This is a genomic window from Kitasatospora sp. NPDC059803 (genome assembly GCF_042732255.1).
Classification (GTDB): domain Bacteria; phylum Actinomycetota; class Actinomycetes; order Streptomycetales; family Streptomycetaceae; genus Kitasatospora.
The window spans coordinates 1-11,936 of the sequence record NZ_JBHWIJ010000158.1 but is presented as its reverse complement, the minus strand read 5'-3'; the positions used below and the strand labels follow the sequence as shown (position 1 = coordinate 11,936).

Here is an 11,936-nt window from a genome sequence, read left to right as displayed (position 1 = left end):
TCGGGCCCCCCCATCTCCGGGCCCCCCCCCCGCCTCCGCCGGGGCCCCCCCCCCCCCCCCCCCGGGCCCCCCCCCCCCGCGGGGGGGGGCCCCCCCCCCCCCCCCCCCCCCCGCTTCCGGAAGACTGCGCGCGGCGCACCGCGCGGACCCTGCGTGGTCAGTCGGCGGCGACGACGGTCGGCGTACCGGCCTCGACGCCCGCCTCCTGCATCTGCTCGGCGAGCTTGAGCGCCTCCTCGATCAGGGTCTCGACGATCTTCGACTCGGGGACGGTCTTGATGACCTCGCCCTTGACGAAGATCTGGCCCTTGCCGTTGCCGGAGGCGACGCCGAGGTCGGCCTCGCGGGCCTCGCCCGGGCCGTTCACGACGCAGCCCATGACGGCGACGCGCAGCGGCACCTCCATGCCCTCCAGGCCGGCGGTGACCTCCTCGGCCAGCTTGTAGACGTCGACCTGGGCGCGGCCGCAGGACGGGCAGGAGACGATCTCCAGGCCGCGCTGGCGCAGGCCGAGCGACTCCAGGATCTGGTTGCCGACCTTGATCTCCTCGGCCGGCGGGGCGGAGAGGGAGACCCGGATGGTGTCGCCGATGCCCTCGGCGAGCAGCGCGCCGAAGGCCACCGCGGACTTGATAGTGCCCTGGAAGGCCGGACCGGCCTCGGTGACGCCGAGGTGCAGCGGGTAGTCGCAGGCGGCGGCCAGCTGGCGGTAGGCGTTGATCATCACGACCGGGTCGTTGTGCTTGACCGAGATCTTGATGTCGCGGAAGTCGTGCTCCTCGAACAGCGAGCACTCCCAGAGCGCGGACTCGACCAGGGCCTCGGGGGTGGCACGGCCGTACTTCTCCAGCAGGCGCTTGTCGAGCGAGCCGGCGTTGACGCCGATCCGGATCGGCACGCCGGCGCCCCGGGCGGCCTTGGCGATCTCGCCGACCTTGTCGTCGAAGGCCTTGATGTTGCCCGGGTTGACGCGGACCGCGGCGCAGCCGGCGTCGATCGCGGCGAAGACGTACTTCGGCTGGAAGTGGATGTCGGCGATCACCGGGATGTGGGACTTCTTGGCGATGATCGGCAGCGCGTCGGCGTCGTCCTGGGTGGGGACGGCGACCCGGACGATCTGGCACCCGGACGCGGTGAGCTCGGCGATCTGCTGCAGCGTGGCGTTGATGTCCGCGGTCACGGTGGTGGTCATCGACTGCACCGAGACGGGAGCGTCACCGCCGACCGGTACGTTGCCGACCATGATCTGCCGGGATACACGGCGCTTGGCGAGCGGCTTGAGCGGCAGGGACGGAATACCGAGCGAGATCGCGGTCATGTGCGCAGGGTTCCCCGGGGTTGAGGTGTGGTCGACCGCCTGGCCAGTGGGACGGCCGAGGCCGGGCGCGCCTAGATCGCGCACCCGGCCTCCACGGTACGGCACGGCGCCGGACCCCAGCACACCCGCCGTACCCGAACGCTCTAGCTGATCTTCACCGGGTTCACCAGGTCGGCGACCATCACCAGCAGGGTGAAACCGATGAAGACGCTGGCCACGACGTACGCCACCGGCATCAGCTTGGCGACGTCGAAGGGGCCGGGATCGGGCCGCTTGAACAGCTGAGCGAATCGGCGGCGGACCGATTCCCAGACCGCGCCCGCGATGTGGCCGCCGTCCAGCGGGAGCAGCGGCAGCATGTTGAACAGGAAGAGCGAGAGGTTGATCCCGGCCAGGAGGTTGACGAACATCGCCACCCGCTGGCTGGCGGGCAGGTCCATGCTCACCAGTTCACCGCTGACCCGGGCGGCGCCGACCATGCCGATCGGCGAGTCCGGGTCACGCGGGGAGTCCCCGACGACGGCGTTCCACAGACCGGGGATCTTGCCGGGCAGCGCGGCCAGCGACTTCACCCCGTTCTCGGCCATGCCGACCATCCGGTCCAGGGACTGCCCGAAGCTCTGCTGGACGACCCCCTGCTTGGGGGTGAAGCCGAGGAAGCCCGCCTGCACGGTCTGGCCCTTGAGCGGCACGCCGTTGCCGTCGTACTTCTGCACGTCGTTGACGGCGATGACGGGCTTGAGGACGAGTTGCTGCCCGCCCCGGTCGACCAGGATCTCGACCTGCTGGCCGGCCGACTTCCGGATGTCCGCCTGGAGCTGGTCGTAGTCGCGGATCCGGTCCCCGCCGAAGGAGAGGACCTTGTCCCCCTGCCGCAGCCCGACCTCGTTGGCGGGGGTCTTGGGCGCGTCCGCGGGGCACACGTCGGTCGGCGAGCCGGCCTTGACCACGCACTGGGCGACCGAGCCGATGGTCGGCACCGCCGTCGAGACGCCGAAGCCCATCATGACCGTCAGGAACAGCCCGAAGGCCAGGACCAGGTTCATGAACGGCCCGGCGAACATGACGATGACGCGCTTCCACGGCTTGCGGGTGTAGAACAGCCGGTGCTCGTCGCCCTCCTGGAGCTCCTCGTAGGAGGCTTCCCGGGCGTCCTCGATCATGGTGCGCCAGGGGGAACTGCTGCGCTTGGTGATCCGGCCGTCCGCACCCGGCGGGAACATCCCGATCATCCGGATGTAGCCGCCCAGCGGGATCGCCTTGAAGCCGTACTCGGTCTCGCCCTTCTTCCGCGACCAGACCGTCGGGCCGAAGCCGACCATGTACTGCGGCACCCGGATGCCGAACAGCTTGGCCGTCGAGAGGTGGCCGAGCTCGTGCCAGGCGATCGAGACGAGCAACCCGACCGCGAAGACCAGGATGCCGACCACCGTCAAAACCATTGCCACCGCTGGCCCTCCGTCATGCCGCTCTGCTCGTCGTCTTGTCTTACCGCAGTCACGCCCAGCCGGACACCCGGTACGGGTGCACCCGGCCGGAAACGGCCCACGCCGTCAACCCGCCGCCGTCAACCCGCCGCCAGCTCACGGGCCCGGGCGCGGGCCCAGTCCTCCGCGTGCAGGACGTCCTCGACCGTCAGGGAAGTTCCCGGCACGGGCGTGCCGTGCTCGGCGACGACCTTGGCAACAGTGTCCACGATTCCCGTGAAAGCGAGGCGCCCCTTCAGGAACGCCTCCACGCACTCCTCGTTGGCCGCGTTGAAGACCGCCGGCGCGGTACCGCCCAGGGTGCCCACCTCGCGGGCCAGCTCCACCGCCGGGAAGGCCTCGTCGTCCAGCGGGAAGAACTCCCAGGTCGCGGCCTTGGTCCAGTCGCAGCCGGGGGCGGCGTCCGGCACCCGCTCCGGCCAGCCCAGACCCAGCGCGATCGGCATCCGCATGTCCGGCGGGCTGGCCTGCGCCAGCGTCGAACCGTCGGTGAACTCCACCATCGAGTGCACCACCGACTGCGGATGGACCACGACCTCGATCCGGTCGAAGGGCACGTCGTACAGCAGGTGCGCCTCGATCACCTCCAGGCCCTTGTTCACCAGGGTCGCCGAGTTGATCGTGACCACCGGGCCCATCGCCCAGGTCGGGTGCGCCAGCGCGTCCTGCGGCGTCACCCCGGCCAGCTGCTCACGCGTCCGGTTGCGGAACGGACCGCCGCTGGCCGTCACCACCAGCTTGCGGACCTCGGCCCGGGTGCCGCCCGCCAGCGCCTGGAACAGCGCCGCGTGCTCGGAGTCCACCGGCACGATCTGCCCCGGCCGCGCCACCGCCTTCACCAGCGGGCCGCCGACGATCAGCGACTCCTTGTTGGCCAGCACCAGCACCCGGCCCGCCCTCAGCGCGGCCAGCGTCGGCCGCAGCCCGATCGACCCGGTGATGCCGTTCAGCACCGAGTGGCACTCCATCGCGGCCAGCTCGGTCGCCGCGTCCGGCCCCGCCAGCACCGTCGGCAGCGCAGCGCCCGCCGCCTTCGCCGCCAGCGCCGCGCGCAGCGCCGGCTCGGCCGCCGGGTCCGCCACCGCCACCGTGTGCACGCCCAGCCGCAGCGCCTGCTCGGCGAGCAGCTCCACCCGGCCGCCGGCCGCCGACAGGGCGACCACCCGGAACCGGTCCGGGTTGCGGAGCACCACGTCGATGGCCTGGGTGCCGATCGACCCGGTCGAACCGAGGATCACCAGCTCCCGGGGGCCGGAAGGGTCCTGCACGGTGGGCGTGAACCGCAGCTGCGGGTGGGCGAGCGAAGTCATGCGCCCATTGTGTCCTGCCCGGGGCCCCGCGCAGGACGCCTCCCGGCAGGACGCCGCCCCGCGCCCCGGGCTGCCGTCGGAGCCATGCGTACCGTCATCGCCGGGGGCCACGGGCAGATCGCGCCGAAGCTCGCACGGCTGCTCGCCGGCGACGCCACGGTCGAGGAGGCCGTCTCCGTCGCGGACGGACAGCGCGGCTGGGCCGACCTGGCCCCGGAACGGGCGAAGGGCCCGGTCACCGGACCGGGCCCTTCACTCACGGGTTCGCTCAGAGGTCGAGGCCGCTGAGGACCAGGACCTTCTCGACCGTGTAGTCGTCCATCGCGTACCGGACGCCCTCACGGCCGACACCGGAGTCCTTGACGCCGCCGTACGGCATCTGGTCGGCGCGGTAGGACGGCGCGTCGCCGATGATCACACCGCCGACCTCCAGCTCCCGGTGGGCACGGAACGCGGTCTGCAGGTCGTGCGTGAACACGCCCGCCTGCAGGCCGAACGCCGAGTCGTTGACGGCCGCGAAGGCCTCGTCCACGCCGTCCACCCGGTGCAGCGACAGGACCGGGCCGAACACCTCGGCCTTGGCCAGGATCGCGTCCGCGGGCAGCTCCGCCAGCACGGTCGGCGCGTAGGTCGCACCCTCGCGGCCCCCGCCGGCGAGCACCTTGGCGCCCTTGGCGACCGCGTCGTCCACCCAGGACTCCACCCGCTTCGCGGCGTTCTCGTCCACCAGCGGGCCGACGTCCGTCGCGTCGTCGTTCGGGTCACCGGTGACCTGCGCCTTGACCTTGGCCACGACCTTCTCCGCCAGCGCGTCGTACACCGACGCGTCGGCGATCACGCGCTGCACCGAGATGCAGGACTGGCCGCCCTGGTAGTTGGCGAACATCGCGATCCGGGTGGCCGCCCAGTCCAGGTCGGCCTCCGAGGACCAGTCGGCGAGCACCACGGCCGCGGCGTTGCCGCCCAGCTCCAGGGTGCAGTGCTTGCGCGGCACCGAGTCCATGATCTGGTAGCCGACCTTGTCCGAACCGGTGAACGAGATCACCGGCAGGCGCTCGTCCTGCACCAGCGCCGGCATCCGGTCGTTCGGCACCGTCAGGATGCTCCACGAACCGGCCGGCAGGTCGGTCTCGGCCAGGATCTCGCCCAGCACCATCGCCGACAGCGGCGTCGCCGGGGCCGGCTTCAGGATGATCGGGGCACCGACCGCGATCGCCGGGGCGACCTTGTGGGCGACCAGGTTCAGCGGGAAGTTGAACGGGGCGATCCCCAGCACCACACCGCGCGGGAAGCGGCGCACCACCGCGAAACGGCCCACGCCGCCCGGGTCGGTGTCCAGCCGCATCGTCTCGCCGTTGGTCCGGCGGGCCTCCTCGGCCGCCCAGCGGAAGACCGACACCGCGCGGCCGACCTCACCACGGGCCCACTTGATCGGCTTGCCGTTCTCCGCGGTGATCAGCTGGGCGAGCTCCTCGGTGCGCTCGGCCAGGCGCTTGGCCACGTGGTCCAGCGCGGCGGAGCGGACGTGCGCCGGGGTGGCGGCGAAGACCGGCAGCGCGGCGACGGCGGCGTCCAGCGCCTCCTCGACCTGGGCCTCGGTCGGGATGCTCACCTTGCCGACCAGACGGCCGTCCCAGCTGTTGTGCACCTCGAAGTCGGCGTCGCCGCTCGCCCGTCGGCCGGCCAGCCAGAAATCGTACGTGGTGGTCACCGTGGTACCGGCCCTCTCCTCGTCGTCATCGGGCCCACGGGTGTGGGACCCGAACCCGAGGGTAGGTGGGGCGGCGCACCGACCGGATTGGCCGACTCGGAGCGTTCGCCCCCGACGCTGCTCCATCCCGTCCAGGGCCTCCCGCGCCGAGCCCGGACGGGGCCCTGCCCGGTACGGCTCGGTGCGGCCCGGATGCGACCTACTCCTCGCCGGAGCGCAGCGCCAGCCACAGCTCCATCCGCACGTCGGTGTCGTCCAGCGAACGCCCCAGCAGCTCCTCGACCCGCCGCATCCGGTAGCGCAGCGTGTGCCGGTGCACCCCGAGATCGGCCGCCGCCGCGTCCCACTGCCCGTGCCGGGACAGCCACGCCCGCAGCGAGGCCACCAGATCGCCGCGGGCCGTCCGGTCGTGCTCGCGCAGCGGCCGCAGCAGCCCCTCGGCGAACGCCGTCACCGCGTCCTCGCCGAGCAGCGGCAGCAGCGACCCCGCGCCGACCTCCTCGTGGTCCACCGACCGCCGGCCACCGCGCAGCGCCACCGCCAGCGCCCGCTCGGCCTGCGCGTGCGCCGTCCCCGCATCCTCCAGCGCGGCCGGCGCCGACACGCCCAGCGACAGGCCCTCGTGCTCCTCCACCACGCCCAGACAGGCCCGGTGCACCGCCCCGTTGTCCAGCGCCAACACCATCAGCCGCGCCCCGTGCGCGCCGTCCTCCCGCGCCACCAGCAGCTTCTCGCCCACCCGGGCGCCCGCCTGCTCGGCCCGGTCGCCCAGCTCCCCGAGCGCCTCCGCGGCCTCCGCGTTCGGCCCGGCCCCGGCCACCAGAACCCGTATCGTCCCCTCCGGCATACCGCCGAACAGCCCCAGCGCCACCTGGCGGGCCGTCGCCACCTCGCCCGCCAGCACCATCCGCAGCAGCGCCGCGCCCATCCGCTCCTCGGCCTGGCGCAGCTCGCGCGAACGCTCCAGCGTCAGGGTCAGCAGCGCCACCGCCGCGTTCAGCACGTACCGCTCGGTCGGGGTGATCCGGTCCTCGGTGCCCACCGCCAGGAAGCCCCGGGCCCGCCGGTCCGCCCCCAGCGACTGGACCACCACGTAGTCCTCGTCCGCCGTGTCGATCCCCGGCGCCCGCCCCTGCAACGCTGCGCTCGACGGCGCCGGACGCCGGCGCAGCCGGTCCACCTCCGCCGCCAGCCGCCCCGCCCGGCGCGCCGCCCAGTCCGGCGCCACCACCGACAGCGCCCCCGACCCGTCGTACAGCGCCGCCCAGCCGCCCAGCCGGGCCGCCAGCCGGCGCACCACCGCCGTCGTGCCGTCCTTGCCCAGCGCGGCCCGGGTCAGCTCCTCCTGCGCCTCGAAGGAGGTCGTCACCGCCTCGTACTGCTCCGCGGCCAGCGCCGCCGACACCACCTTGCTGATCGCGATGAACGGCGTCGGCTCCGGCACCCGCAGCAGCGGCAGCCCCCGCTGCGCGGCCGCGTCCACCAGCGGCTGCGGCACCTCCGTGTGCGACAGCCCCACCCCCAGGCCCAGCCCCACCACCCCGGCATCGGCCAGCCGGTGCACGTACGCCTGCAACTGGGCCGCCGTACGGCCCAGCTTGATCCCGGTGGTGAGCAGCAGCTCGCCACCCTCCAGGAACGGCGTCGGGTCGTCCAGCTCGCTGGTGTGCACCCAGCGGACCGGCCGCTCCAGGTGGTCCGCGCCGGCGAGGACCGTCAGATGGAGCGAACTGTTACGGACAACGGAGGCGAGTGTGGGGGGCATGGCACCTTCGGGGGATCGACCTGACCGCGCCGTTGCGGCCGGGCGAGGAGAGGGCAATGGGACAAGTGAGAGTCTCTCCCCCTCATTATGGACGCTCCGGACAACCGGCACTGCCGAATCCACCGTGAAGGCGAGCTTCCGCCCCGCGCCCCGTCAGCCCCGTCAGCCCCGAAGATCCACCAGCAACGGCGGCACCTGCTCCCCCGACACCGCGGTCAACGACACCACCGCATGCCCCGCCGGCAGCGCGTGCGCCAGATCCGACGGCGACCAGCGCAGGCGCTCCACGTCCCGCGTCGTCACCGACTCCGTCTGCGCCGCCGTCCCCGACAACGCCCGCCGCCCCAACCGCCCGGCCCGCCGCACCACGCCACCCGAGGTGTCGGGCGTGTGGGTCACCGCGGTCTCCTGCACCAGGTGCGTCCCCCAGGCCTCCGAGAACAGCCGGCCGTCCCACGGCGCGATCCCCGGGAACGCCATCCGGCAGCCGACCGCGCCGAACAACGGCGCCCGCAGCGCCTCCGGCAGATCCACCAGCGTGCGCAGCAGCAGCACCGCGCCCGCGTTCACCCCCCGCATCCGCTGCACCCCGCGCACAGCGGTCGCGTCCAGCGCCGCCGACGCGTCGTCCACCACCAGGCCCGCGAACAGCGAACGGTCCGTACGGGCCCCCGCCGCCTGCACGAACTGACCCACCACCAACCGGGACAGCATCCGCGCGGCCTCCGGATGGCTGCGCTCCGGCAACTTCACCCGCACCCGCAACGGATGGTCCAGCACCCGCATCGCGAACGGGGGCCGCCCCGTGCCGTCCGTCGCGAAGGCGCCCTCGAAGGCCGGCCGGTCCAACAGCGCCAGCCGGTCCGCCAGCAGCGCCCCGGGATCGTCCGCCCGGCCGCGCTGACGCTCCCGGTGCTCCAGGTCCCGCTCGTACACGGCCAGCCGGCCCGCCACCCCGAGCGCCTTCACCAGAGCCGCCAGCACGTCCGGCTCACCGGCCAGCAGCGCCCGCAGCTCCCGCACCCCCGGATAGCGGGCGTACGCGGCGTGGAACGGGCCCACCACCTGCTGCAGCGCCGTCCGGGCGTTCTCCGCGCGCGCCGTCAACTCGTCCGGCAGCAGCGCCTCGGCCAGCCGGGCGGCCGCCTCGTCCGGATCCTGCGCCGCACCGTAGAGGTCCAGCCCGTACACCGACGCCGGATCACCGGGCGCGATCACCACGTCGTACCAGGCGTCCGGGCCCAGATCCGCGTCCGCCGCCCCCACCACCACCACACACGCGGTACCGGCCAGCGCCTGCAGACACAACGCCTCCGCCACCGGCCGCGCCAGCCGCGCCGTCTTCCCCGTCCCCGCCGGACCCACCGCCAGCAGCGACGTGCCCAGCAGCGCCGGATCCAGCGCGAACCCGGCCGCCCGATGGCTCAGCGGGTTCTTCGGCACGTCCTGGGCCGTCCCCAGGCAGACCTGGCCCAGCAGCAGATCGTGCCGCTCAGCCCGGTCCGCCAGCTCCCGCGACTCCGAAGGGTGCGCGAAGGCCGCCCCACCGCGCGCCACCACCTGCTCGACGAAGGCCGGCACGAACGCCGGATCCGCCTGCGCCGACTCCCACGCCCGCTGGATCCGCACGTAGTCGACGTCCCCGACCGCCTCCCCCTCCAGCCGCCCCGCCGCCTCGGCCGCCCCGCCCTGCCGCAGCCCGCCCCACGGGTCCAGCCGCCGCACCACCTGGGCCACCGCCACGCCCTCCTCGGCGGGCTGCTCCTGCGTCACCGCCCGCGACAGCAACGGCGATACGTACCGCCGCCACACCTCGGGCCAACGGCCCATCCGGCCGAAGAGCTTGATGACGACGCCGATCACGAGCGCGTTGGCCACCAGCAGCGTGAACATGGCCTCGGACTCGGACGGCGACGCGAGCGGGCCGATGCCGGCCTGTCCGCCGAACCACACGAGCACGTACATCAGAAGCTGCGTGCCGTAGAGATAGGCGAACCACCCCACCAGCGCGTTGAGGCCCGCCCGCAGGAGCAGCGGCCAGGCCGCGACCTGGGCCGCCTCCGCCCGTTCCGGGTCGAGCGGGCGGTAGCCCAGCCGGTAGACGCCGGGTTCGGCTTCCGGGCGCGGGGCCGCGGCCCAGGTGGGGAGGTCGAAGGCGGGGGCCCCGTCGGTGCGGGTGCCGGGCCGTTGGCGGGGCATGGGGGCCGGGGGTCCGGTGGTGGTCCGATCGGTGTGGTGGTGTGCCCCGTCGTGCGCCATGTACGGCCCCGCTCCCTCGCCCGCCCGGCCCGATCGCCGTCGGTGCCGCCATACCCATGCCGCCGTACCGGCGACACGCCCGCGCTCAATGTAGTGGAGCGGGGCCTGCTGGCAGTCGCACCACCCGCGCTGGCCGTGCCGGACAAGTCGGACGGCTCAGTGCTACCGAGTGGCGCATGCCCGGCCGGGGAGGGCGGCCGTAGCCTGCGAAGCACCGAGCCGAGAAGTCTGGAGAACCCCATGAGCGCCGCAACGCCGCTCCCGCAGGAGCGCCGCCTGGTCACTGCGATCCCCGGTCCGAAGTCGCAGGAGCTGCAGGCCCGCAAGCTGGGTGCGGTGGCGGCCGGTGTCGGCACCACCCTGCCGGTGTACGTGTCCCGTGCCAACGGCGGCGTGCTGGAGGACGTGGACGGCAACTCGCTGATCGACTTCGGCTCCGGCATCGCCGTGACGAACGTCGGCAACAGCGCCGAGGCCGTGGTGGCGAAGGCGAGCGAGCAGCTGGCCGCTTTCACCCACACCTGTTTCATGGTGACCCCGTACGAGGGTTACGTGGCGGTCGCCGAGCAGCTGAACGAGCTGACCCCGGGTGACCACGACAAGCGCACCGCGCTGTTCAACTCGGGCGCCGAGGCGGTCGAGAACGCGGTGAAGGTGGCCCGCGCCTACACCAAGCGCACCGCCGTCGTGGTGTTCGACCACGGCTACCACGGCCGTACGAACCTGACCATGGGCCTGACGGCGAAGAACATGCCGTACAAGCAGGGCTTCGGCCCGTTCGCCCCGGAGATCTACCGGGTGCCGGTGGCCTACCCGTACCGCTGGCTGACGGGTGCGGAGAACTGCGCCGCCGAGGCCGCCGCGCAGGCGATCGAGATCATCAACAAGCAGATCGGCGCCGAGAACGTCGCCGCGATCATCATCGAGCCGATCCAGGGCGAGGGCGGCTTCATCGAGCCGGCCAAGGGCTTCCTGCCGGCGATCGTGGAGTACGCGAAGGCGAACGGCATCGTGTTCGTCGCGGACGAGATCCAGACCGGTTTCTGCCGTACCGGCCAGTGGTTCGCCTGTGAGGACGAGGGCATCGTCCCGGACCTGATCACCACCGCGAAGGGCATCGCCGGCGGTCTGCCGCTGGCGGCGGTGACCGGTCGCGCCGAGATCATGGACGCCGCGCACGCGGGCGGCCTGGGCGGCACCTACGGCGGCAACCCGGTGGCCTGTGCGGCCGCGCTGGGCGCCATCGAGACGATGAAGGAGCAGGACCTCAACGGCAAGGCGCAGCGGATCGGCGAGATCATGCTGGGCCGCCTGCGGGCGATGCAGGAGAAGTTCGACATCGTCGGCGAGATCCGCGGCCGCGGCGCGATGATCGCCGTCGAGCTGGTGAAGCCGGGCGGCAAGGAGCCGAACGCGGAGGCCACCGCGGCCATCGCGAAGGCCTGCCACGCCGAGGGCCTGGTGGTGCTGACCGCCGGCACCTACGGCAACGTGCTGCGCTTCCTGCCGCCGCTGGTCATCGCGGAGCACCTCCTGGCCGAGGGCCTGGACATCCTGGAGGGCGCTTTCACCGCCGTCTGAGCGGTGTCGCCCGTCAGGTCGTGAACCCCCTCCGGAGGGTTGTCCGGACAGCGCTGAACGGCCCGTGGGGACCTCTGGTCCTCGCGGGCCGTTCGGTTGTCACCGGCCGGTCGGACGGGCCCGACGCCCGGTCGGGCCAGGTCGTCGGGGCTCCCGGAGGGCCGCCCGGGGCGGGGTGAAGATGATGTGGGGAATCGCTGAAGGCGCTCGGCGCGGAAGGGCTGTTGACGTAGTGTCATCACCGATGGACAGCGAGCCGCAGCCATGGGCGGAGCCGCTTGCGGGGTCGCCCCCGACGGCGGGTCCGCATGCGTGCCGCGAGGACAACCAGGCCGCCCCGGGAGGGGTGGCGTCCACCGAAGACCGATCGACCGACCGTCCGACCCACACCCCCCGGGGCGCACGGAACGGCGATCATCAGAGCCGCCCCCGAGCTCTCCCCCCGGCTCCGGGGGGGCTGTACGGCGTTGCCGGGCGGGGGGGCCGGTGGGTGGGCGTGGCGCGG

General features: G+C 73.2%; 8 protein-coding genes. 2 read left to right on the top strand and 6 right to left on the bottom strand.

Features of this window, described 5'->3' with window-relative positions; translation table 11 throughout:
• Positions 1-157: 157 nt before the first annotated feature.
• The 3 genes from ispG to dxr form a co-directional block, all read right to left on the bottom strand.
• Complete coding sequence (gene ispG / locus ACFV6I_RS23690) at positions 158-1,318, bottom strand: flavodoxin-dependent (E)-4-hydroxy-3-methylbut-2-enyl-diphosphate synthase (protein WP_063347631.1); 1,161 nt, start codon at positions 1,316-1,318, stop codon at positions 158-160.
• Positions 1,319-1,461: 143 nt separating this feature from the next.
• Positions 1,462-2,766, bottom strand: a complete 1,305-nt coding sequence (locus ACFV6I_RS23685) for an RIP metalloprotease (RefSeq protein ID WP_107452864.1) — start codon at positions 2,764-2,766, stop codon at positions 1,462-1,464.
• 119 nt (positions 2,767-2,885) lie between these two features.
• Complete coding sequence (gene dxr / locus ACFV6I_RS23680) at positions 2,886-4,115, bottom strand: 1-deoxy-D-xylulose-5-phosphate reductoisomerase (RefSeq protein ID WP_063347633.1); 1,230 nt, start codon at positions 4,113-4,115, stop codon at positions 2,886-2,888.
• 84 nt (positions 4,116-4,199) lie between these two features.
• Here dxr and ACFV6I_RS23675 point away from each other — a divergent pair, with 84 nt between their 5' ends.
• Positions 4,200-4,403, top strand: coding sequence for a hypothetical protein (locus ACFV6I_RS23675; protein ID WP_380378380.1), 204 nt, complete (start codon positions 4,200-4,202; stop codon positions 4,401-4,403).
• Here ACFV6I_RS23675 and ACFV6I_RS23670 read toward each other — a convergent pair.
• The 3 genes from ACFV6I_RS23670 to ACFV6I_RS23660 form a co-directional block, all read right to left on the bottom strand.
• Positions 4,384-5,826: an aldehyde dehydrogenase family protein gene (locus ACFV6I_RS23670; protein ID WP_380427500.1), complete on the bottom strand. Its 1,443-nt coding sequence runs from the start codon at positions 5,824-5,826 to the stop codon at positions 4,384-4,386. The genes ACFV6I_RS23675 and ACFV6I_RS23670 overlap by 20 nt on opposite strands.
• A 199-nt stretch (positions 5,827-6,025) precedes the next feature.
• Positions 6,026-7,591 carry a PucR family transcriptional regulator gene (locus ACFV6I_RS23665; RefSeq protein WP_063347636.1) on the bottom strand — a complete coding sequence of 522 codons (1,566 nt, stop codon included), beginning with the start codon at positions 7,589-7,591 and terminating at the stop codon, positions 6,026-6,028.
• Between the two features lie 162 nt (positions 7,592-7,753).
• Positions 7,754-9,850 carry an ATP-binding protein gene (locus tag ACFV6I_RS23660; RefSeq protein WP_380427498.1) on the bottom strand — a complete coding sequence of 699 codons (2,097 nt, stop codon included), beginning with the start codon at positions 9,848-9,850 and terminating at the stop codon, positions 7,754-7,756.
• 240 nt (positions 9,851-10,090) lie between these two features.
• On the opposite strand from ACFV6I_RS23660, the gene gabT reads away from it, so the two are divergent.
• Positions 10,091-11,431, top strand: coding sequence for a 4-aminobutyrate--2-oxoglutarate transaminase (gene gabT / locus ACFV6I_RS23655; RefSeq protein ID WP_380427496.1), 1,341 nt, complete (start codon positions 10,091-10,093; stop codon positions 11,429-11,431).
• Positions 11,432-11,936: the final 505 nt, after the last annotated feature.

What these genes read in the sequence shown, in the direction of transcription:
- ispG (WP_063347631.1), bottom strand. Translation starts at nt 1,318, where the DNA reads ATGACCGCGATCTCGCTCGGTATTCCGTCCCTGCCGCTCAAGCCGCTC.
- dxr (WP_063347633.1), bottom strand. Translation starts at nt 4,115, where the DNA reads ATGACTTCGCTCGCCCACCCGCAGCTGCGGTTCACGCCCACCGTGCAG.
- ACFV6I_RS23675 (WP_380378380.1), top strand. Translation starts at nt 4,200, where the DNA reads ATGCGTACCGTCATCGCCGGGGGCCACGGGCAGATCGCGCCGAAGCTC.
- ACFV6I_RS23665 (WP_063347636.1), bottom strand. Translation starts at nt 7,591, where the DNA reads ATGCCCCCCACACTCGCCTCCGTTGTCCGTAACAGTTCGCTCCATCTG.
- ACFV6I_RS23660 (WP_380427498.1), bottom strand. Translation starts at nt 9,850, where the DNA reads ATGGCGCACGACGGGGCACACCACCACACCGATCGGACCACCACCGGA.
- gabT (WP_380427496.1), top strand. Translation starts at nt 10,091, where the DNA reads ATGAGCGCCGCAACGCCGCTCCCGCAGGAGCGCCGCCTGGTCACTGCG.